Here is a 20,789-nt window from a genome sequence, read left to right on the forward strand (position 1 = left end):
CTCCCGCCCTACGCACGCCACCCCGCGGCACCACCGCCCACCTACCCTGGAGCACCGGCCTTCGGCCGCGCGCCCGGTGGCGAGCCGCCCGGCGGCATCGACACCCGGCCGAAGGCGCTCGCGATCGTCGCGCTGGTCATGGCGGGCGCCGGAATCCTCTTCGCCTTCGTCGCTGCCACCGTCGGCTCCTGGGGAGCCGGCTCGCTGTCGCCGCTGCTCCTGTTCGTCGCCTTCGTCCTCGCGTTGATCGCCCTGATCAGCAGGAAGCAGGGCGGCAAGGGCTTCGGCGTCGCCGCGCTCATCCTCTCGATCGTCGGAGGCATCCTGACCGTGGTCCTCGCGGTGGCCGCGCTCCTGGGATCGTTCGCCGGCACCTCCGGCGTCGACAGCGGACCCTATGGGGACGACGACTACGAGGAATACGTTGCGCCAGGCATCACCGCTCCGGGAACCGACGGGCAGCCCGACCCCGGGGCGCAGTTCGCGACGCCCGTGCAGCCGACCGTGGCCGAGACGGCGTTCGGACACGACTACGAGGACGTGTGGTGGTACGCCGTGGTGATCGACAACCCGAACGCGGACTACGTGTTCGACTCGTACCTCGACGTCGTCGCCTACGCCGCCGACGGGTCGCCGCTCGCGTCGGTTCCCGCGTACACCATGCTGCTCTCCGGACGGACGGCGTTCGTCGGCTACTTCTTCGACATGGGGGACGCTCAGATCGCCAGCATCTCGGTCAGCCCGCCCCAAGCCTCCGAGGCGACGCTGTCGCCCGCCGCTGAGACCGGCAGCTTCGTCGTCGAGCAGCTGACCGGCCCCACCAGCCCGGACGGTCCGGCTGCTGTGTCGGGAACCCTCAGCGCCCGCTTCGAAGACGACCAGGAGTATGTCGCGGTCACCGTGCTCGCACGGGCTGCCGACGGCAGCATCGCCGCGGCGAGCAGCACCTACGTCGACGCTGTTCCCGGCGACGGCACGCCCGTGCCTTTCGAGGCGTGGTTCGACGAAGTCCGGCCCGACGCGACCCTGGAGGGCTTCGCGCACCGGTGACCGCGACGTACGCTGTCGTCATGGACATGGGCGAGATCATGGTGTGGGCCTTCGCCAGCGCCGCAGTCGCCCTGCCGGTGTACTTCCTGTGGTTCGCGGTCGACACACATCGGCGGCGGAGCCGCGGCGAAGCGCCCTCGCACTCCTCGGGAGGGCTGCTCGGCATCGAGGAGTTCTTCTATCCGACCGCCGAGAACGCCCGGGCGGTGTGGGATGCCGAGCAGATCACGCCCGCTCCCGCCCCCGTGCCGGGCGACGGGCCGGGTGTGATCGACGGCAACCGCATCGTGATCGAGACGGGCCTCCGCAAGACCGGCTGAGGGCCGGTTCAGCGCCGGCGCGCGCGGCGCACGGCGAAGTCGATGGCACGCCACCCGACGAGCGCGACGAACAGGGTCACCGCGGCCACGATGATGAACGGGAGCGCCGTGCCCTGGCCGGATACCGCGCGCAGCAGCATCCCTCCTCCCAGGGTGACGGCCCAGACGCCGAGTCCGGTTCGCACCGGCGCGGCGGGTGCCCGCCAGGCGAGGGTGACGAGCCAGCCGGCCGCGAGGCCGCCGAGGAACGGCCACGCCGTCTGCCAGAGGCCGGTCCACACGTCCGAGTCGTGGCTGGCGCGGCCGATCGCGGCGAAGGCGATCACCAGCACCACGTCGATCGCGACGGCGATCAGCACCGCGCGGCGGGCAGGACGCTCGTCCGCCGGTGCCGTGGATCCGGCCGCCGTCATGCGAGCACCTGCGGTCGGGGCGTCAGCGCGGGCGAGAGGGCCTCCCGCTCGTCGAACACGAAGCACTCCCCGTTCCAGTGATCGCCGCCGACCTGCTCGAAGTAGCCGAGGATGCCGCCGTCCAGCTGATACGCCTCCACACCGGCCTCGCGCAGATAGATCGCCGCCTTCTCGCAGCGGATGCCGCCGGTGCAGTAGCTCACGACGGTCTTGCCGTCGAGGTCGGCTGCAGCGGCGGCTGCGGCATCCGGGAACTGGGTGAACCGCTCGAGGCGCCAGTCGACAGCCCCCTCGAACGCGCCGTAGTCGACCTCGAAGGCGTTGCGCGTGTCGAGCAGGACGACCTCGCGTCCCTCATCGTCTCGACCACGGTCGAGCCAGCGGTGCAGCGTCTCGGGGGCGACCGCGGGCGCGCGCCCCACCTCGGGGCGGATCGTGGGGTGGTCCATGCGGATGATCTCGCGCTTGACCTTGACCAGCATCCTGCCGAAGGGCTGCGCCGCCGACCAGCTCTCCTTCGTCGTCAGCGCGGCGAAGCGCGGGTCCGCCCGAAGGTCGGCGACGAAGCCGCGCAGGGCGGCGGCATCCCCCGCCAGGAAGAGGTTGATCCCCTCCTCGGCGAGCAGGATGGTGCCCTTCAGCCCCGCGTCGACGGCGCGCTCGCGCAGCGTCGGCCGCAGCTCGGGAGCGTCGGCGATGTGCGTGAACAGATACGCCGAGATGTTCAGAACGGATGCCACCCCTCCAGCCTACGGATGCTCCCCTGCCGCGCCGCACGCGGTTACCCCCGGGCCGATGCCGCGTCAAGGGTCTCGCCGCGCGCGCCTCGCCGAGGGACCCTGGACACGAACCCCACAGACCGCCCGCAGACCTCGCTGGAGGAGCTATGACCGACCCCACGATCCCGGAGCCGCTGCCCGACCAGACGCCGCCGGGCGAAGCACCCGCCGGCCCCGGCGGGCCGAGCCCGGACTTCCCCTCGCCGGAACCGCCGAGCGAGCCGCCGGCGCCCTGGCCCGAGGAACCCCTCGCACCTCATCCCGAGGAGCCGCCGTACCCGCAGACTCCGGAGGCTCCGGAGTCGCCGATTCCGTAGTCCACGGACGCAGCCCCATCTGCGCTCGCACGCGCCCAGCGTGCCGGTGAGGCAGCCTGTCAGGCGCGCACGGCGTCGGCCCGGTCGCGCAGCAGCTTCTTGGCGATCGCCCACATCCGTGCGCCGGCCGCAGGGTCGGCGAGCCGTCGGTACGGGCGCAACGCGTCCGCCGGGCCGCCGAAATGCATCCAGCCCGACGGGCCGAAGAAGCCCGGGGATGCCGCGCGCCCTTGCCGGCCGGAGCCTCGGATCGACGAGTCAGCGGCAAGGGGATCTTCACCGGCAGGGTCGAGAGGATCAGCATCCGTCACCGCCGCCAGCAGAGCCGGCTGCGCCGCCTGCGCGGGAGTGCTGCCGAGCCGCTGCGCGAGTCCGCGCGCGGCACCGCTGCGCTGGCGTGCGCGCATGGCCGGCGCGATCCCCGTGTCGGGCACGACGCCGGGGTGGCTGAGCTGCACCGAGATGCCCCAGCCCTCGGCGGCCGAGCGCCGCGCGAGCTCGTACGCGAACAGCCCGAGCGCCGCCTTTGACGCACCGTAGGCCCGCAGCGGCGAGTATCGGCGCTCGCTCTGGAGGTCGTTCCATGCCGGCCGGGCGATGGCCGCCGCGAGACTCAGCTGCACGACGATGCGTGCGCCACGCTCTTGCAGGAGGGGCAGCAGCGCCGTCGTCAGCGCGAAGTGCCCGAGGAAGTTGGTCTGGAAGTGCAGCTCGAACCCGTCGGCGCTCACGTGGCGTTCGGGATCGCCGAGCAGCACGATCCCCGCATTGAGAACGACGATGTCCAGCGGTGCCCGCTCGGCGCGCATCGCCGCGGCGAGCGCGTCGACCGAAGCCAGGCGCGCCAGATCGAGATCGCGAAGACCCACTCGGGCATCGGGCGAGTCGGTGCGGATCATGTCGATCACCCGCGCGCCCTTGTCGCGATTGCGCACCGGGAGCAGCAGATCGGCGCCCGCACCCGCGAGTCCGCGCGCGATCTCGACCCCCACGCCGTCGCTCGCACCGGTTACCAGTGCCGTCCGCCCGCGCAGATCCGGCAGCGTCACGTGCGACGCGCGCGTGCGAGACATGGGCTCTCCGTTCGCCTTCCGTCTGGGAGGAGGAATGGTCGGCGGCACTGATACAGCGGGCACGCAGACCCGCCCCGCCCCATCCTGACGCGACGGCCCGGGTCGCGCTAGAAGAGTGACGGCAGTCGGGGGCCCCCCGCCTCGACCGTATGTCCCGCCTCGAGCACGGAGTGCTCGCCCCACGACGGGCCGATGAGCTGCACACCGGTCGGCATGCCGTCGGCGCCGAGTCCGGTCGGCAGCGCCAACGCGGGCAGCCCCAGGAAGTTCGCTGCCACGGTGAGCCACAGGTCGCCCCACGCGCGATCGGCCGGTTCGCGTCCGCCGAGGTCGTAGTCCGGCTCGCGCATGCGCGACGCCGAAACGGGGCCGAGCAGGAGCGGAACCTCGACTTGCAGCCGGCGCCACTCCGCGGCGATCGCGGCGCGGCGTGCCCACGCCTCGGCGTACTCGCGCGCGGACTCGTAGGGGCGGGCCGCGGCGGTGCTGTCACGCAGGAACGCGGTGGCCGAGCGACCGAGCGGCTCCCCCAGCGTCGCGGGGTCGAGGGAGATCAGCATGTCGGTGCACGACAGCCGCCGCCACAGCACGGCCGCCTCCTCGAGGTGCGGGGCGTCGACGGCGACGACATCCCAGCCCGCGCGGAGGAGGGATGCCGCGGCACGGTCGACGCCTGCGGACACCTCGTGATCCACCTCGGCCCCGGCGGTGTGCCGCACGACCCCGACGCGGTGCGGCACGCGGGCGGGAGTCGGAGCCGTCATCGACACCGGGTCGTCGGCATCCCAGCCCTCCATCGCACCGAGCGCGAGTGCCGCGTCGCCGACCGTTCGCGCCAGGGGTCCGTTCACCGAGAACTGCTGGAGCGTGAGCGCCACCGGCTGTCCGTTCACGGCCGCACGCGGCACCCGCCCCTGAGTGGGACGGAGCCCCACCACGCCGGCGGCGTAGGCGGGCAGGCGCAGTGATCCGCCGAAGTCGTTGCCGACGCCGAGGGCGCTCATGCCCGTCGCGACCGAAACGGCGTCGCCGCCGCTCGAGCCGCCGGCGCTGCGCTCGCGGTTCCACGGGTTGACCGTGCGGCCGAAAAGGTCGTTGTCGGTATCCCACCGCATGCCGAAGTCGGGCATGTTGCCGCGGCCGACGGGGACCGCTCCGGCTTCGCGCAGGCGTCTGACGATCGAGGCGTCGCGCGCGGGCACCGCATCGGCCAGCCCACGCCAGCCGCTGGTGGTCGCCGACCAGGTGAGGTCGATGTTCTCCTTCACCGAGATCGGCACGCCCGCCAGCGGGCCCGGGTCGCGGCCGGCGGCCAGCGCGGCATCCACCTCGGCGGCCGCCTCCCGCGCCCGCTCGCCGAAGACGACGGTGAGCGCGTTCACGTCAGGATCGACGGCGGCGATGCGCTCGAGGTGCGCCTCGACGGTCTCCAGTGCCGAGAGCTCGCCCGCGCGGACGGCGGCGGCGATCTCGGTGGCGGACGCGGGGGCGGGAGTCGGCGAAGTCATGACGCTCCCATCCCACCACGCGGACGGCGGAGACGAGGGCTAGCACGCCGCAACGAAAAGGGCAAGCCCCGAGCTTTCTGAACCCAGGCCGGTTAACGTCGAGGCGACCCGCAGAGCGGGTCGACCCACGCCGGTGCCCCAACGGCGAGCCATCACGGCCGTCTCCTGAGCGAGCACCCCACGAATGGAGCGACAGTGGCGACGACGACCGCGAAGAAGAGCACATCGCAGAGCGGCGGGAGCGCGACGACCAAGAGCCGTCGCCGTACGGCGCGCGGCGGGGTCGGCGCGGCGCTCACCCCGGAGCAGAACGCGGAACGCGGGTTCACGGCGTCCGAGACGCTGAGCGAGAACCTGCAGAAGGTGCTCGTCGACCTCATCGAGCTCTCGCTGCAGGGCAAGCAGGCGCACTGGAACGTCGTCGGCCGGAACTTCCGCGACACGCACCTCCAGCTCGACGAGATCATCGAGGCGGCCCGGGACTTCGCCGACACCGTCGCGGAGCGGATGCGGTCGCTGCACGCCCTGCCCGACGGGCGCAGCGACGTGGTCGCACAGAACACCACCCTGCCGGAGTTCCCGCAGGGCGAGATCGCGACGAACGAGGTCGTCGATCTGATGACGGAACGACTGGACGACGTGGCAGCGACCTGCCGCGACGTGCACGACGCCGTCGACGAAGAAGACCCCACGAGTGCCGACATCCTCCACGCCATCCTCGAGCGTGTTGAGCAGCTCTCGTGGATGGTGAGCGCGGAGAACCGCACCCCCAGGCGGTGATCCTAGGCGCCCCGACGCTGCCCGCCTCCTCCCGAAGGACCGGCGGGCAGCGCCACGTCCGGGCGGAACCCGCGACCGACGCAGGCTGCGCGCCACTAGAGTCATGCCCATGGCATCAGGCAAGCAGCAGCACCAGCCCGAACCCGAACTGCACGGCGGGGTCCTCGCGGGCAACGGCAGCCCCGTCCTCTGGGGCTGGCTCATCGGACTCGTCGTGTTCGCGTTCGTCGCGGTCCCCATCTCGATCGCGGTGCGCTTCGCCACCCACCCCGCGACGCAGCAGCTCTTCGGCGGCCGCCTCGAAGAGGCCAGCAGCGCCGGCTACTCGACGTTCTGGTGGATCATCGCGATCTTCCTGTTCGCGGTGCCCGTGCTCATCGGGTGGGGCGTCGCGAAGCTCTCCGGCCGCACGCTGGGCATCATCGTGGCCATCCTGGCGGTGTTCTTCATCGCGATCCTCATCTTCGGCCAGCTCTTCTGATCCGACGCCGATGCGGCATCGCGAGCCGGAACCGTCGCGGCATCCGGCGATAATGGGGGCATGACGGCCGGGTACAGCGCGATCTCGAGCTACTCCCGCGTCGAGATCATGCATCTGCTTCAGGAGCGCCCGCACCGGACGGTCTCGGAGCTGGTCGCAGCGACGGGCTTGCACGCCAACACGGTGCGCGAGCACGTGCAGCGCCTGATGCACGCCGGCTACGTCATCGCCGAGACCGAGCGCCGCACCACGCGCGGGCGACCGCGCGTGCTCTACTCGGCGGCTACCGGCGACGGCGAGGCATCGAGTCCGGTGGCGATCCGCCGGGCCGAGGCTGCGGCGCGGCGCGGCGACCTGCTGCGCCGCATGTACGGATCCGACACGGATGCCGAGCTCGGCGCCGATGCCCTCCATCAGCTCGACGCACTCGTGGAGGACCTGGGTGACGCCGGCTTCGACCCGCTCGTCGATGAGCGCGCGCTGACCGTGGATCTGACGCCGTGCCCGCACGCCCCCGCCGCCGAGCACCGCGGCACCCTGTGCCACGTGCACGTGGGGATCATGGACGGCGTGCTGGCGCAGGCCGGCGGTCCGCTGCGCGTCGAGGGCATCGCGCCGTCGTGCGATCCCACGCAGTGCGTGGTGCAGCTCGCGGCCGCGCAGCGCTGAGCCGTCTCAGAGCCGGGAGGGCGCCGGCACCCGCACCCGGTCCGGCCGGGAGTACACGTTCATCGACGATCCGCGCACGAACCCGACGAGCGTGAGCCCCGAGGCCGCGGCGAGCTCCACCGCGAGAGACGAGGGCGCCGAGACGGCGGACAGGATCGGGATGCCGGCCATCACGGCCTTCTGCACGAGCTCGAAGCTCGCGCGGCCCGACACCTGCAGCACCGTTCCGGTCAGCGGCAGACGGTCTTCGAGCACCGCCCAGCCGACGACCTTGTCGACGGCGTTATGGCGGCCGACGTCCTCGCGGAGCACGAGAAGCTCCCCCGAGGCGGCGTCGAAAAGTGCCGCGGCGTGCAGGCCGCCGGTCTTCTCGAACACCACCTGCCCTGCCCGCAGCGTGTCGGGGAGCGTGGTGATCACTGCCGCATCGACGGCTGCGGCATCCGTCGCCACGTCGTAGCGGGACTGCTTCTCGATGGCCTCGATCGACGCCGTGCCGCAGACGCCGCACGAGCTGGTCGTGTAGAAGTTGCGCGCGATGTCGGTGATCAACGGCGCCAGGCCCGGTGCGAGAGCGATGTCGAGCACGTTGTACGTGTTCTCCGTCGACGCCGGCGTGCCGACCGCCGCCGGCCCGATCGTCAGCAGCGGCGTTGCCGCCGAGCCGGTGCCAGGACCGCCGCAGTGGATCGCCGAGCGGAGGTCTCCGCTCGCAGCGATCACGCCCTCCGACACCAGAAAACCGGCAGCGAGCTCGAGGTCGTGCCCGGGCGTGCGCATGGTGACGGTGAGCGCTTCGCCCACGATGCGGATCTCGAGCGGCTCCTCCACGACGAGCGTGTCGGCGCGGCGCCGGACCGCGGAGTCGCCGTCGTTCAGCGTGATCCGCGTGACCGGGGAGCGCGTGGTGAGGCGGCCCATGTCAGCCCCCGATCGCGTTCATCCCGCGTGCGGGCTGCAGGAACGCAGGGTCGTTGATCGCATGCCCCGGCAGCTTGCCGTGCACGCAGGAGCGCAGCATCCCGTCGATGCCGGCATCCACCGCCTCGGCGGGGCGACCGTCGCGCAGGATCGGCAGGACGTCGTACTCGGTCGTCGAGAACAGGCAGTTGCGCAGCTGTCCGTCGGCGGTCAGCCGCAGACGATCGCAGTCGCCGCAGAACGGCGCGGTGACCGATGCGATCACGCCCACCGAGTGCGGACCGCCGTCGAGCGTCCAGCGTGCGGCCGGAGCGCCGCCCCGGCCAGGCACCGGGGTGAGTGTCCAGCGCCGGGAGAGCGCCTGCAGGATCTCGTCCTGCGTGACCATCCGCGAGCGGTCCCAGGTGTGGCCGGCGTCGAGCGGCATCTGCTCGATGAACCGCATCTGCGCCTCGTGGGCGATCGCGAACTCCACGAGCTCGACCAGCTCGTCGTCGTTGACATCGCGCATCGCCACCGCGTTGAGCTTCAGCGGGCGCAAGCCCGAGGCTCCGGCCGCCGCGATCCCCTCGAGCACGTCGTCCAGCCGGTCCCGGCGCGTCAGCTCATGGAAACGGTCGCGTCGCAGCGTGTCGATCGAGATGTTCAGGCGGTGAAGGCCCGCCTCGATCAGACCGGGCAGCAGTTCGGGAAGGCGGATGCCGTTCGTCGTCATCGCGATCTCGACCGGAGCGCCGGTCGGTCCCGTGATCGCGGCGAGGCGGCGCACCACCTCGACGATGTCGGTGCGCAGCAGCGGCTCGCCGCCGGTGAGCCGGAACGTGGTGATGCCGTCGGCCGCGGCGACGCGCGCGATGCGCTCGATCTCATCGAGCGTCAGGATGCTCGTCTTGGCGAGCCACTCGTTGCCCTGCTCGGGCATGCAGTACGTGCATCGCAGCGAGCAGCGGTCGGTGAGCGAGATCCGCAGATCACGGTGCACCCGCCCGTGCGTGTCGACCAGCGCATCGCCGATCGTCATGTTGCGGGAGGCCGGTGCGGCGCCCTGCGCCGAGGCGTCGAGCCGCTCGGATGCCGCGATGAGCGGCATCCGACGCCCGATCGTGACCGGGATCGCACTCACGCGCCCGGTTCCGATCGCTCTGCCCGGATCGCCATGCTTCGAGGGTAGTCGCGCGGCGCCGCACACGGCTCCGGTGCGTCGGATTATTCACGGCCGGATAGCTCGCGCCACGCGCGGATTACTGGGAATCTGAGACCGCGAGACGATCGCGAAGATCGACTCCCCCTGTGGTCTGACCACATGCTACTGTGTGGTCAGACCATACAGTCAGTCCGACGATCGGAAGCGCAACATGGATCTGCTGGACCCTCTGCTGCTGGCGCGCTGGCAGTTCGGCCTCACGACGCTGTACCACTTCCTCTTCGTGCCGCTCACGCTCGGCATGGCGCTTACGGTCGCGATCTTCCAGACAGCGTGGTTCCGCACCGGCAACGTGAAGTGGCTGCACTTGACGCGGTTCTTCGGGAAGATCTTCCTCATCAACTTCGCGATGGGCGTCGTCACCGGCATCGTGCAGGAGTTCCAGTTCGGCATGAACTGGTCGTCCTACTCGCGGTTCGTCGGCGACGTGTTCGGGGCTCCGCTCGCCTTCGAGGGCCTGATGGCCTTCTTCTTCGAGGCCACCTTCATCGGCCTGTGGATCTTCGGCTGGGACAAGCTGCCCAGGGCGCTGCACCTCGCGAGCATCTGGATCGCGACGATTGGCGCCTGGTTCTCGGCGTACTTCATCCTCGCGGCGAACGCCTTCATGCAGAACCCCGTCGGCTTCAAGATGGCCGAAGACGGCTCCCGCGCCGAGATGACCGACTTCTTCGCCGTGCTGACCAACCCCGTCGCGCTGGCGGCCCTGCCCCACACCCTGTTCGCGGCGTTCATGATGACCGCGGGCGTCATCGTGTCGATCTCGGCCTGGCATCTGCTGCGCAGGCAGAACGTCGACATGATGCGGTCGTCGCTGAAGTTCGGCCTCTGGGGTCTCATCGCCGCATTCGCGGGTGTCGCGATCTCGGGCGACCAGCTGAGCCTCGTGATGGTCGCCACCCAGCCCATGAAGATGGCCGCCGCCGAGGCGCTGTTCGACAGCGCGTGCGGGGCGGATGCCTCCTTCTCGATCTTCACGCTCGGCACCCCGGACGGCACGAGCGAGCTGTTCTCGATCCGCGTCCCCTACCTGCTGGCGCTGCTGTCGACGCATTCGCTGGACGGCTGCGTCGAGGGCATCAACGACCTCAACACGCTCTACACCACGGAGATGTTCCCGCAGTTCGCCGACCAGGTCGACGGCAACTTCGCCCCGATCCTGTGGGTCACGTACTGGGCGTTCCGCTGGATGATCGGCCTGGGCGGCGTCGCGGCGCTCGTCGCGGTCGTCGGCCTCTGGCTCACCCGCAAGAAGGCGACGCGCGAGGTCCCGGCGTGGGCCTGGCGGCTCGCGATCTGGGCGTGGCCGGCATCCCTGCTCGCGATCCTGGTGGGCTGGGTCTTCACCGAGATGGGCCGCCAGCCCTGGATCGTGTTCAGCCTGATGCTGACCGAGGACGGCGTCTCGCCCTCGGTGCCCGGCTGGACCGTCCTCATCTCGCTGACCGCGTTCACGCTCATCTACGCGGCACTGGCGGTCGTCGAGTTCGGACTCATCGTGAAGACGGCCAAGAAGGGGCCTGAGCCCCTCCCCGAGCCGGGCGCGCCGGATCAGCGCACCCTGGCGGTCGAAGACACCCCGACGACGGTCTACTAGGAGCTTCAGGAGCACGTCATGGATCTCGCCTACCTCTGGTTCTGGATCGTCGGATTCCTCTTCGTCGGCTACTTCGTGCTCGACGGGTTCGACTTCGGCGTCGGCATGTCGCTGCCGTTCCTCGGCAAGAACGACGTCAGCCGGCGCCAGGTCATCAACACCATCGGCCCCGTGTGGGATCTCAACGAGACGTGGGTCATCGTGGCCGGCGCCTGTCTGTTCGCCGCGTTCCCCGAGTGGTACGCGACGCTGTTCAGTGGGTTCTACCTCGCGCTGCTGCTGATCCTGCTGGCGCTCATCCTGCGCGGCGTCTCGTTCGAGTACCGCCATCAGCGCGACTCGCTGCGGTGGAAGAGGGGCTTCGACACGATGATCGTCGTCGGCTCGGCCGTGCCGGCGCTGCTGTGGGGCGTCGCGGTCGCCAACATCGTGCAGGGCGTGCCGCTGGACGCGGACCACGAGTTCGTCGGGTCGTTCCTGACCCTGCTCAATCCCTACGGGCTGCTCGGCGGTCTCACCACGCTGCTGCTGTTCTTCACGCACGGCGTGTACTTCGTCGCGCTGAAGACCGACGGCCAGGTCGCCGCCGACGCACGCCGGCTGGCCGGCCGGGCCGGGCTCCTGACGATCGTCGTCGCCGCCGTCTTCCTGGTGTGGACGGTGGGCATGGCGTTCAGCGAGGGGCGCGAGTTCGCCCTGATGACGGCGATCCTGTCGGCGGTCGCCGCCGTGCTGCTCATCGCATCGTGGATCTCCAACGCCCGCGGTCGCGAAGGTTGGGCCTTCGGGTTCGGCGCGTTCACGATCGTCACCGCGGTCCTCGCCGTCTGGTTCGCCCTGTTCCCGTACGTGATGCCGTCGACCGGCGACCCGGCCGGCTCGCTCACCATCGAGAACGCGTCCAGCACGGACTACACCCTCACGATCATGTCGTGGGCGGCGCTCGTCTTCCTCCCGCTCGTGCTGGCGTACCAGGGCTGGACGTACTGGATCTTCCGCAAGCGCATCACCCGCTCGCGGATCGAGGCGGCCGCCGCGGAGCCCGCGCACTGACCTGCCCGAGGCGGATGCCGCGGCCCACGGCATCCGTTCCTCCACGGCGGCAGTTCACTTGCGCTGAACGTACGCGGCATGCGCCGATTCCCGTACGTTCAGCGCAAGTGAACAGGGACAGAGGGAGTGCGGAGCGCATCGGTAGGGTCGAAGGAGCGATGGACGAGAACAACGGCGACGCCCCGGCCCCGACGTCGGGCAAACCCGTCGACCCGCGGCTGCTGAAGTACGCGACCGCCTCGCGGTGGTTCTTCGCCGCGATCGCGGCGATCGCGCTCGCGCAGACGGCCGTGATCGTGGCGTTCGCCTGGCTGCTGACCCGCGCCATCACCGGAGCGGTCGACGGGATGCCGCCGGCCGAACTCCTGCCGACTCTGGGCGCCCTCGCTCTCGTGGTTGCCGTGCGCGCCGTGCTGCTGTGGACGCGCGAGGCTGTCGCCGCCCGCGCCGCCGCGCGGGTGCAGACGCAGCTGCGCACGGCACTCGTCGCGGCGATCGGCGCACTCGGGCCCGAGTGGCTCGGAGCCCGCAACTCCGCGGCGCTGGCGATCACCGCGGGGCGCGGCCTCGACGCCCTCGAGGCCTACTTCGGCCGTTACCTGCCGCAGCTGGTGCAGACGGTGGTGGCGACGCCGCTGATCGTCGCGGTGATGTGGTGGCAGGACTGGATCTCGGGGCTGACGGTGCTGCTCACCCTCCCCCTCATCCCGATCTTCATGGTGCTCATCGGTCTTGCGACGCGCTCCGTGCAGCAGCGGCAGTGGCAGACGCTGCAGCGCCTCGCGTCGCGCTTCGCCGACACCGTGCAGGGGCTGTCGACGCTCAAGGTCTTCGGCCGCCAGCATCGCGCGGCCGCGTCGATCGAGCGCGTCACCGACGACTATCGTCGCGAGACGATGCGCGTGCTGCGCGTGTCCTTCCTGTCGGGCTTCGCACTGGAGTTCCTCGCGTCGATCTCGGTCGCGATCGTCGCCGTCTCGATCGGATTCCGGCTCATCGACGGGTCGCTCACCCTCGCCGTCGGCCTGTTCGTGCTGCTGCTGGCGCCCGAGGCGTATCTGCCGCTCCGTCAGGTCGGCGTGCAGTTCCACGCGGCGGCCGAGGGCATCGCCGCGACCGACGACGTGTTCGACGTACTGGATGCCGCCCTCCGACGCGGCGCGGACCGGGCTCAGGCAGCGATCGGCCGAGCCCGACGTCCGGTCGTTGAGGCTCCGGCCCCGGCCGGCGCCACCCGGCCCCCGGTCGTTGAGCGAGCGAGGAACGAGCAAGACGAAACGCCCGGAACGCACCTCGAGCTCTCTGCCGTGCGCGTGCGCCGCGGAGACAGGATGCTGCAGCCCGTCGATCTGACGGCCGCCCCGGGCACCGTCACCCTCATCGAGGGACCGAGCGGCGCCGGCAAGTCCAGCGTCTTCGCCGCCCTGCGCGGCGCAGCCGCGTTCGACGGCGCAGCGGCGTGGAACGGCGTCGATGTCCGTGGCCTCGCACCGGCCGAGTGGCTCGCGTGGGCGGGTCAGCGCCCCGGCCTGCTCGCCGGCACGATCGCCGACAACGTCGGCCTCGGCGACGCGCCGCCGGATGCCGAGATCGTGCGGCACGCACTGGACCTCGCGTGCGCGAGGACCCTCGACCCCGCACTCGAACTCGGCGTGCAGGGCGGTGGCCTCTCAGGCGGACAGGCCCAGCGTGTGGCGGTCGCCCGCGCGCTGTACCGGCATCTTCGCGGGAACGCACCGGTGGTCGCGCTCGACGAGCCGAGCTCGGCGCTCGACCCGGAGACGGAGGGCCGGCTGTGGCACAGCATCCGGTCGCTCGCGGATGCCGGCGCGACGGTGCTCCTCATCTCGCACCGCACCAGCGCCCGCGCGATCGCCGACGCCGTGATCCGCCTTGAGCCCGCCGAGGTGCCCGCATGACCCCGACGCCCGCGCAGCCTCACGACGACCGTGATACCCCATGGGACGGACGAGACCTCGGGCTGACCCCAGGGTCTCGTCCCCGCGCTGGGGTCTCGCGGTCAGCGCGTGGTCCTGGCAAGCGGAGCGGCGTGGAGGCCGTGAGCGCCACACAGGTGCTGCGCGGGGCGATGCCGCCGGCGCGGAGGTTCTGGTGGGCACTGGCCGCCGGCTTCGCCTCCGAGGCGTCGGCGGTCGCGCTGCTCGCGGTGAGCGCGTGGCTCATCGTCCGCGCGAGCGAGCAGCCGCCGGTGCTCTACCTGTCGGCGGCGGTGGTCGGTGTGCGGTTCTTCGCGATCTCTCGCGCCGTGTTCCGCTACCTCGAACGACTCACCGGTCACGACGCCGCGCTGCGGCAGCTCGCCTCCACCCGCGCCGACCTCGTGCGGCGACTGGTGCCGCTGGCACCGGACGGGCTGACGCGCACGCGCCGCGGCTCGGTGCTCGGGGCGCTCGTGGACGACGTCGACGAGCTGCAGAACCTTCCGCTGCGGGTGGTGCAGCCGCTCGTGTCTTCGGCGCTCGTGGCGCTCGGCGCGGTCGTGCTCGTGGCGTTCGTGTGGTGGCCGGCGGCGCTGACCCTGCTCGCCTGCCTCGTCGTCGCGGCGGCTGTCGCGACACTGTGGGGATGGATGTCGGGCGCCCGCGCCGAGCGCGACATCGCACCGTTGCGGGCGGCCCTCGCCGACGCCGTGCTCGACCACATCGGCAGCCTCGATGTGCTCGCCGCCTACGGCGCCGAGGCGCAGAGCCGAGAGCGCATCGCCCGCGCCGACGCCGCCCTCCGCCGTGCGGTGGTCCGCCGCTCCGGTGCACAGGCGGGCACAGCCGCCCTGGTCTCGCTCCTGGCCGGGGCAGCCTCGATCGCCGCGGTGCTTGCCGCGGCGCCGGGTACGGCATCCGGCGCCCTTCCCGGCCCATCGCTCGCCGTGGTCGTGCTGGTGCCGATGGCGGTCTTCGAGGTGTTCGCCACCGTTCCCCTGGCGGCCTCCGCATGGCGGCAGGTGCGAGCTTCGGCCGAGCGCGTCGCGGACGCGCTGCCCTCGACGCCGCCGGCGGAGCTGGCGCCCGAGACAGTCGCGCCCACCGGTGAGGCTCCCCCGCTCGGCGACGGCATCCGGCTGCGTGCCGCGGAGGTGCGCTGGCCGGGTGCGGCGCAGGCCTCGCTGCACGACATCGACCTCGCGATCCGTCCGGGCGAGCGCGTGCTCGTCATGGGGGCGAGCGGCGCGGGCAAGAGCACCCTCGCCCACGCGCTGGTGCGGTTCCTCGACACCGAGGGCGGCTACGAGATCGGGGGGCGTTCCGTCCACGACCGCTCCCCCGACGACGTGCGGCTGACCGTCGGGCTGTGCGAGCAGCATCCGATGCTCTTCGACGAAGACATCCGGCAGAACCTGCTCTTCGCGCGCGATACGGCGACGGATGCCGAGCTCGAGGCGGCCCTCGCCCGCGTCGGGCTCGACGCCTGGCTGCGCGAGCGCGGCGGACTCGGCGCGCGCGTCGGTGAACGAGGCGCCCTCGTCTCGGGCGGTCAGGCGCAGCGCATCGCGCTGGCCCGGGCGCTGCTGCGCGGATTCCCCGTGCTCGTGCTCGACGAGCCGACCGCGGGCGTCGACCCCGAGGCATCCGATCGGCTGCTCGTCGACCTGCTGAGCGCCGTGCGGGACGACCAGGCGGTGGTGCTGATCTCGCACGTGGCCGTACCCGACGGGCTCGTCGACCGCGTGGTGCGCCTCGAGGACGGCCGCATCCCGGTCTGACGGATGCCGGCGCCGCGATTCCTGACGCCACGTGATCCCGGTGGTGCAGCGGACCACGGCCTAGGCTCTGACCGTGAGCGACGGCATCCCGAACCCGTTCGAGGGTCTCGAGGCGCAGCTGCGACGTGCCGAAAAGTTCCGTGACACCGTCGACCCGGTGGCCGCGATCGCCGCGTACCGCACGTTCACCGAGTTCCTCCGCCCGCGCCTGCCCGAGCTGCGGATCGCCGCCGGCCTGCCGGAGCAGGCCGGCAGCCGCAAGGACGGCAGGATCCTCGCGCACCGCGATGGCGCACGCGTCGATCCATCGGCGCTGAATCTCTACACGTTCTGGAACTCGCCGCTGGACTCCGCGCCCCCGCTCGTGCAGGCCTGCGTCGGCGAGATGTCGCGCCTCCACGACGACCTCCCGACACCGCTGACCGTGCTCGACGGCACGTCGGCGCGCGAGCTCGTGGAGATCCCGGATGCCGTGGCCGACGCCCTCGAGAAGGATCACCCCGCGCACTTCTCGGACTTCGTCCGCATCAGCGTGCTCGACCGCCTCGGCGGCATCTGGGTCGACGCCACCTGCTGGGCGCCCGCCCCGCTCCCCCAGGCGGTCGCACCTCTGCTCACCGCCGGCGCCCTGTACCCCCGCTGGACCCGCCGCCAGATCGGCAACTGGTTCATCGCCGCCGTGCCGGCGACGCCGCTCATCCGCCTGCAGCGGCTCGCACTCCAGGCCTGGTGGGAGTCGGGCGGCGGCATCCCCGACTACTTCCTCTACCACCGCATCTTCGAGGTGCTCCTGGATCTCGTGCCGGAGTTCCACGGACAGTGGGATGCCGCACCCACGCTGTCCAGCGCCGCCAGCCACCTGCTGCAGCTCGGCATGATGCAGCCGTGGGACCCCGACGCGATGCGCTTCGTCGCGGGGGCGTCGATCGTGCAGAAGCTCAGCTACAAGTACGACGCGGTGCCACCGGGCTCGGTGCTGGATCGCCTCGTGTCGCACCGCCCGATCCTTACGGCGTGATGCGCCGCCGCGTCCTCACGGCGTGACGCGCTGCGCCGACGGGCGGATCAGGCCTCGTCGCCGCCGCCGCCCGCCGCGGCGGTCGCCGTGATGCGCCGTGCCATGCCCGCGAAGATGAACCCGTGGAACGGCAGGACGGCGAGCCAGTACAGTCGCCCCGCGAGCCCCCGCGGGAAGAACACCGCGCGCTGGTCGTAGCGTGAGCCGCCGCGCTCCTCGTCGGCCGCCGCCCGCAGCTCGAGCCAGGCGAGACCCGGCACCTTCATCTCTGCCCGGAGGCGCAGCATCCGTCCCGGTTCCAGCGCCTCGACCCGCCAGAAGTCGAGCGCATCGCCCACGGCGAGCCGGTCGCGGCTGCGCCGCCCCCGGGCGAGCCCGATGCCCCCGACGAGGCGATCCATCCAGCCGCGCACGGCCCACAGCAGCGGCGACGAGTACCACCCGTTCTCTCCGCCGATCCCCACGATGACGCGCCACAGGGCGTCGGGAGATGCCGGGGTGTGTGCCGTGCGGACGTCACTGAACACCACGCGACCCGCCCAGTCGGGGTCGTTCGGCAGCGGGTCGCTCGGGGCGCCGAGCACGCCGGCATCCTGCCAGCTGGTCTCGATCGCATCGGTCTCGAGCTTTCCCAGCGCCAGCCGCACCGCCGTGCGGTACGGGGTGAGACCGCCCTCCGGTGGAGCGATGAGCTCGTCGATCCCGTGGTCCTTCACGATGCACTCGTTCTGCAGCGACTCGACCAGCGGCCGCGCGATCGCGCGCGGGATCGGTGTCACGAGGTTGACCCAGTGCGAGGCGAGTCGTGGCGTCAGCACCGGGAGCGCTGCGATCGCACGCTGGCGCAACCCCGCCTCGACGGCGTAGCCGTTCATCATCTGCCCGTACCGCAGCACGTCGGGGCCGCCGATGTCGACGGCGCGGTTCACGTCGGCCGGCAGTCGTGCGGCGCCCAGCAGGTAGTGCAGCACATCGCGCACGGCGATGGGCTGGATGCGGTTGCGCACCCACCTCGGCGCGGGCATGTACGGCAGCACCTCGGTGAGATGGCGCACCATCTCGAACGACGCCGACCCCGACCCGATCACGACCCCCGCCTGCAGCACGATCGTCGGGACGCCGCTCTCGAGGAACGTCCGCCCGACCTCCACGCGCGACTGCAGGTGCGGCGAGAGCGTCACCCCGGTCGGGTGCAGCCCGCCGAGATAGACGATGCGACCCACGGATGCCGCGGCCGCCGCGTTCGCGACCGTCTCGGCAGCGCGCCGGTCGGTGTCGGCGAACCGCTTGCCGCCCGACATCGAGTGGACGAGGTAGAAGACCACGTCGACATCGCGCACGGCCTCGCCGACCGGGTCTTCGTCGGCGGCGTCGCCGCGGACGATCTCGACGCGATCGCCCCACGGGAACGCCGCCGCCCGCGCGGGATCGCGCGCCAGCACCCGGACCTCGTAGCCGGCGTTCAGCAGCCGCGGCACCAGCCGCCCGCCGATGTACCCCGTCGCGCCCAGGACGAGCGCGCGCGGCGCGGAGCCGTCGGGGCGCGGAAGCGCCACGAGTGCCGGCTCACGGCCGGTCGGCGCCGAGACATCGTCCACGAGGGCAGACTACGCGGGCATGCTCCGCACCCGGATGGGTTGACGCGAGGACGGCCGTCGCGTAGGTCAGAGGCGCGTCGCGAAGACCTGCGTGCCCGCGGGCGACGGGATCGGCTCGAACCCGACGCGGGGATAGAAGGCGATCGCGCCGGTGTTCTCGACCGAGGCGACCAGGTGGAGGCCGGGCACCCCCGCCTCGCGGAGGGCGGCTTCGAGCGTCTCGATCAGCCGGCGGCCGAGGCCCTGGCCCTGCGTCTCGGGCAGCAGGTCGATGTGCAGGTGCGCCGGGTACTCGTCACCGAACGGCTGAGCACCGCCCGCGCGGGAGTACGCGTAGCGGAGGATGCCGTCCTGCCGCGATTCGGCGGCCGTCTGCGCGCCCTTCGGCCGGGGCCAGCGCTCGGCGTGCCGCGGCCACCACTCGGTCCGGAACCACTCCTCGAACGCCGCGGAGTCGGGGGCGCCCACGATGTAGCCGACGACGCGGCCGTCGTCCGTCTCGACCACGAAGGCGAACTCGGGGTGACGTACCGCGTAGGGCAGGACGAAGATCTCGGCCCAGAGATCGTCGTCGTCGAGGATGCCGGTCGCGTCGGCTCCGGCATCCGCTGTCGTCAGGCAGATGTCGACGAGCGCGGGTTCGTCACCGGGGCGGAAGGGGCGGATTCGCGTCACCGGGCGAGTCTATGAGATGCGCCGGACAGCTGTCTGGGGCCCGGGTCGTCGACGAAGCGTCCGGCCCCGGCGCGGTCCCTCGGCTCGAGGCGTTTCGTCTCGGTCGCTGGCGCTCCCTCGCTCAACGACCGGAACCTTTCGCCCGGCCGTTGAGCGAGCGACGAACCACCTCCCCGGCCGTTGAGCGAGCGACGAACCACCTCCCCGGTCGTTGAGCGAGCGAGGAACGAGCGAGACCCTTCTCCCGGTCGTCGAGCGAGCGAGGACCGAGCGAGACCCTTCTCCCGGTCGTCGAGCGAGCGAGGACCGAGCGAGACCTCTCTCCCGGTCGTTGAGCGAGCGAGGACCGAGCGAGACCTTTCTCCCGGTCGTTGAGCGAGCGAGGAACGAGCGAGACCTTTCTCCCGGTCGTTGAGCGAGCGAGGAACGAGCGAGACCTTTCTCCCGGTCGTTGAGCGAGCGAGGAACGAGCGAGACGAAACGCTCTGAGTGTGGCGGAGGCTCAGTGCTCGACCAGTCGCACGTCGGCCGGGTCCACGCGCAGCGTGATCGTGTCGCCGGGCGCGAGCCCCGCGGCGCTGTCGGCGGCGACGTCCACCGCGACGTCGGGATCGGCGGTGCGTATCCGAACCCCGGCCGGCGTCTGCTCGAGGCGCACGATGCGTGCTGTCCACTCCCCCGCGGCGTGGGGCGGCCCGTCGATCACCCGGACGGCGCTCGGCCGGAATACCGCAACAAGAGACGGATGCCGCGACCCCGCCGCGTGGGGCAGCACCAGGTCCCCGGCACGCCAGGCCGAGTCTGCGGGTTCGAGGGTCCCGACGACGCGGTTGAGTCCCGCCACCGCTGCGGCGAACCGGGTCGCCGGAGACGCGAGGACCTCGCGCACCGGCCCGGTCTGCGTGACCCGGCCGTCTTCGAGCACGACGAGGCGGCTCGCGAGCGCGACCGCGTCGACCGCGTCGTGGGTCGCGACGACGGCCGTCGTGCGCGTCGCCGCGAGCTGCTGATGCAGCAGGGCGCGCACGTCGCCGGCGGTCTCGGTATCGAGCGAGGTGAGCGGCTCGTCGAGCAGGATAGCGGCGGGCGACGTCGCGAGCGCCCGCGCCAGCGCGACGCGCTGCTGCTGTCCACCCGACAGCTGAGCGGGCCGGCGTTCGCCGAGCCCCTCCAGCCCGACGCGTCGAAGCCAGTCCGCGGCTCCGGCCGCCGCCACCGTCTTCGTGGCGCCGTGCACCCGCAGCCCGAACGCCACGTTGTCGTGCGCGCTGAGATGCGGGAACAGGCGCGGATCCTGCCCGAGCAGCACCACGCCGCGTGCCGCCGGCGTCGTGCGGCGCGCAGCAGAGCCGTCGGACGTGCGCCGGTCGAGCAGCCGGCCCTGCAGCCGGACCTCTCCCTCATCGAACCCGGTCAGCCCGGCGAGGACGCCGAGCAGCGTCGACTTCCCGGCGCCGCTCGGGCCCATGAGGGCCACGGCCCCGCCCGCCGGCACGCTGAGCGCCACGTCCAGTGCGAACCCGCCGCGATCCACGCGGACGCGGGCCTCGAGTCCCTGCGCGGCGCCGGTGGCCGCATCCTCGCCCGCCGCACCGCCCATCGCGCGGGCTCC

20 protein-coding genes are annotated in these 20,789 nt (G+C 71.9%); 11 read left to right on the plus strand and 9 right to left on the minus strand.

Features of this window, described 5'->3' with window-relative positions:
* The coding region (locus ACI3KX_RS19090; RefSeq protein WP_404910728.1) for a hypothetical protein at window positions 1-1,050 on the plus strand (1,050 nt) is incomplete at its 5' end.
* A 20-nt stretch (window positions 1,051-1,070) separates the two neighbouring features.
* Entirely contained in the window at window positions 1,071-1,370 is a 300-nt protein-coding gene (locus tag ACI3KX_RS19095; protein ID WP_349428373.1) for a hypothetical protein, read from the plus strand.
* A gap of 8 nt (window positions 1,371-1,378) precedes the next feature.
* Here ACI3KX_RS19095 and ACI3KX_RS19100 read toward each other — a convergent pair whose 3' ends face one another.
* Together ACI3KX_RS19100 and ACI3KX_RS19105 are read right to left on the minus strand one after the other, a co-directional pair.
* Entirely contained in the window at window positions 1,379-1,783 is a 405-nt protein-coding gene (locus ACI3KX_RS19100) for a DUF3054 domain-containing protein (RefSeq protein WP_404910729.1), read from the minus strand.
* Complete coding sequence (locus ACI3KX_RS19105) at window positions 1,780-2,523, minus strand: sulfurtransferase (protein WP_363353946.1); 744 nt, start codon at window positions 2,521-2,523, stop codon at window positions 1,780-1,782. Before ACI3KX_RS19105 ends, ACI3KX_RS19100 begins: the two co-directional genes overlap by 4 nt.
* A 146-nt stretch (window positions 2,524-2,669) precedes the next feature.
* Here ACI3KX_RS19105 and ACI3KX_RS19110 point away from each other — a divergent pair, with 146 nt between their 5' ends.
* The gene (locus tag ACI3KX_RS19110) at window positions 2,670-2,879 is read left to right on the plus strand and encodes a hypothetical protein (RefSeq protein ID WP_349428377.1); all 210 of its coding nucleotides are present in this window, start codon (window positions 2,670-2,672) and stop codon (window positions 2,877-2,879) included.
* Between the two features lie 59 nt (window positions 2,880-2,938).
* On the opposite strand, the gene ACI3KX_RS19115 is transcribed toward ACI3KX_RS19110, so the two are convergent.
* Both ACI3KX_RS19115 and ACI3KX_RS19120 read right to left on the minus strand, forming a co-directional pair.
* On the minus strand, window positions 2,939-3,952 hold the full coding sequence (locus tag ACI3KX_RS19115; protein WP_404910730.1) for an SDR family NAD(P)-dependent oxidoreductase: 1,014 nt from the start codon (window positions 3,950-3,952) through the stop codon (window positions 2,939-2,941).
* Between the two features lie 107 nt (window positions 3,953-4,059).
* On the minus strand, window positions 4,060-5,460 hold the full coding sequence (locus ACI3KX_RS19120) for an amidase (RefSeq protein ID WP_404910731.1): 1,401 nt from the start codon (window positions 5,458-5,460) through the stop codon (window positions 4,060-4,062).
* 195 nt (window positions 5,461-5,655) lie between these two features.
* Between ACI3KX_RS19120 and ACI3KX_RS19125 the strand changes: the two genes are divergently transcribed.
* From ACI3KX_RS19125 to ACI3KX_RS19135, 3 genes are all read left to right on the plus strand, one after another.
* Window positions 5,656-6,240 carry a DNA starvation/stationary phase protection protein gene (locus tag ACI3KX_RS19125; protein ID WP_349428380.1) on the plus strand — a complete coding sequence of 195 codons (585 nt, stop codon included), beginning with the start codon at window positions 5,656-5,658 and terminating at the stop codon, window positions 6,238-6,240.
* A 109-nt stretch (window positions 6,241-6,349) separates the two neighbouring features.
* Window positions 6,350-6,721 (plus strand): hypothetical protein, encoded by a 372-nt coding sequence (locus tag ACI3KX_RS19130; RefSeq protein ID WP_349428381.1) that lies wholly within the window; start codon window positions 6,350-6,352, stop codon window positions 6,719-6,721.
* Window positions 6,722-6,781: 60 nt separating this feature from the next.
* Window positions 6,782-7,390 (plus strand): ArsR family transcriptional regulator, encoded by a 609-nt coding sequence (locus ACI3KX_RS19135; RefSeq protein ID WP_404910732.1) that lies wholly within the window; start codon window positions 6,782-6,784, stop codon window positions 7,388-7,390.
* A 6-nt stretch (window positions 7,391-7,396) separates the two neighbouring features.
* On the opposite strand, the gene fdhD is transcribed toward ACI3KX_RS19135, so the two are convergent.
* Together fdhD and moaA are read right to left on the minus strand one after the other, a co-directional pair.
* Complete coding sequence (gene fdhD, locus ACI3KX_RS19140; protein ID WP_404910733.1) at window positions 7,397-8,311, minus strand: formate dehydrogenase accessory sulfurtransferase FdhD; 915 nt, start codon at window positions 8,309-8,311, stop codon at window positions 7,397-7,399.
* A 1-nt stretch (window position 8,312) separates the two neighbouring features.
* Window positions 8,313-9,434 (minus strand): GTP 3',8-cyclase MoaA, encoded by a 1,122-nt coding sequence (moaA, locus tag ACI3KX_RS19145; protein WP_404910734.1) that lies wholly within the window; start codon window positions 9,432-9,434, stop codon window positions 8,313-8,315.
* A 232-nt stretch (window positions 9,435-9,666) separates the two neighbouring features.
* Here moaA and ACI3KX_RS19150 point away from each other — a divergent pair, with 232 nt between their 5' ends.
* The 5 genes from ACI3KX_RS19150 to ACI3KX_RS19170 all read left to right on the plus strand — a co-directional run bounded on the left by ACI3KX_RS19150 (window position 9,667) and on the right by ACI3KX_RS19170 (window position 16,904).
* Entirely contained in the window at window positions 9,667-11,112 is a 1,446-nt protein-coding gene (locus ACI3KX_RS19150; RefSeq protein ID WP_404910735.1) for a cytochrome ubiquinol oxidase subunit I, read from the plus strand.
* A gap of 18 nt (window positions 11,113-11,130) precedes the next feature.
* On the plus strand, window positions 11,131-12,165 hold the full coding sequence (cydB, locus tag ACI3KX_RS19155) for a cytochrome d ubiquinol oxidase subunit II (protein WP_363353958.1): 1,035 nt from the start codon (window positions 11,131-11,133) through the stop codon (window positions 12,163-12,165).
* Between the two features lie 158 nt (window positions 12,166-12,323).
* Window positions 12,324-14,084, plus strand: a complete 1,761-nt coding sequence (gene cydD / locus ACI3KX_RS19160) for a thiol reductant ABC exporter subunit CydD (RefSeq protein ID WP_404910736.1) — start codon at window positions 12,324-12,326, stop codon at window positions 14,082-14,084.
* 170 nt (window positions 14,085-14,254) lie between these two features.
* A complete protein-coding gene (gene cydC / locus ACI3KX_RS19165) occupies window positions 14,255-15,886 on the plus strand; it encodes a thiol reductant ABC exporter subunit CydC (RefSeq protein ID WP_404910739.1) in 1,632 nt (543 codons plus the stop codon).
* 73 nt (window positions 15,887-15,959) lie between these two features.
* A complete protein-coding gene (locus ACI3KX_RS19170) occupies window positions 15,960-16,904 on the plus strand; it encodes a capsular polysaccharide synthesis protein (RefSeq protein WP_363353964.1) in 945 nt (314 codons plus the stop codon).
* A gap of 47 nt (window positions 16,905-16,951) precedes the next feature.
* Here the strand turns inward: ACI3KX_RS19170 and ACI3KX_RS19175 are convergent, their stop codons facing one another.
* The 3 genes from ACI3KX_RS19175 to ACI3KX_RS19185 form a co-directional block, all read right to left on the minus strand.
* Window positions 16,952-18,502: an SDR family oxidoreductase gene (locus ACI3KX_RS19175; protein WP_404910737.1), complete on the minus strand. Its 1,551-nt coding sequence runs from the start codon at window positions 18,500-18,502 to the stop codon at window positions 16,952-16,954.
* A 66-nt stretch (window positions 18,503-18,568) separates the two neighbouring features.
* The gene (locus ACI3KX_RS19180; protein ID WP_404910738.1) at window positions 18,569-19,177 is read right to left on the minus strand and encodes a GNAT family N-acetyltransferase; all 609 of its coding nucleotides are present in this window, start codon (window positions 19,175-19,177) and stop codon (window positions 18,569-18,571) included.
* A 502-nt stretch (window positions 19,178-19,679) separates the two neighbouring features.
* A complete protein-coding gene (locus ACI3KX_RS19185; RefSeq protein WP_404910740.1) occupies window positions 19,680-20,777 on the minus strand; it encodes a sulfate/molybdate ABC transporter ATP-binding protein in 1,098 nt (365 codons plus the stop codon).
* Between the last annotated feature and the right edge of the window lie 12 nt (window positions 20,778-20,789).

It is taken from the genome of Microbacterium sp. ZW CA_36, assembly GCF_044987475.1.
Classification (GTDB): Bacteria; Actinomycetota; Actinomycetes; order Actinomycetales; family Microbacteriaceae; genus Microbacterium.